At 56.9% G+C, this 260-nt stretch carries 1 protein-coding gene; it reads left to right on the forward strand.

Features of this window, described 5'->3' with window-relative positions; genetic code table 11:
• Positions 1 to 242: ROK family protein (locus MN204_RS20915; RefSeq protein ID WP_249872972.1), on the forward strand; the 242-nt coding region annotated here is incomplete at its 5' end.
• Positions 243 to 260 lie beyond the last annotated feature (18 nt).

The following is a 260-nucleotide window of genomic DNA, read 5'->3' on the forward strand; positions in this document are numbered from 1 at the left end:
GGGCGCATTTTCTCTCGCGCGGCGTTTATAGCGTGATCTCGATGTTCGATCCACAGGCAGTGCTGATTGGCGGAGGGGTAAGCGAGCAGGAGAAAATCTATCTCCTGCTCGATAAGTACCTGGAGCAATTCGAGGAGTGGGATGCCCTCAAGGTGCCCATTCTGCCCTGCGAGCTGGGTAACCAGGCAGGAAGACTGGGCGCGGTATGGCTGGCAAAGCAAAAACTCTCCCGCCACACGTAGCGCTCAGGGAAATAGCTG

This window comes from Oceanobacillus saliphilus (assembly GCF_023522835.1).
Taxonomy (GTDB): domain Bacteria; phylum Bacillota; class Bacilli; order Bacillales; family Amphibacillaceae; genus Oceanobacillus; species Oceanobacillus saliphilus.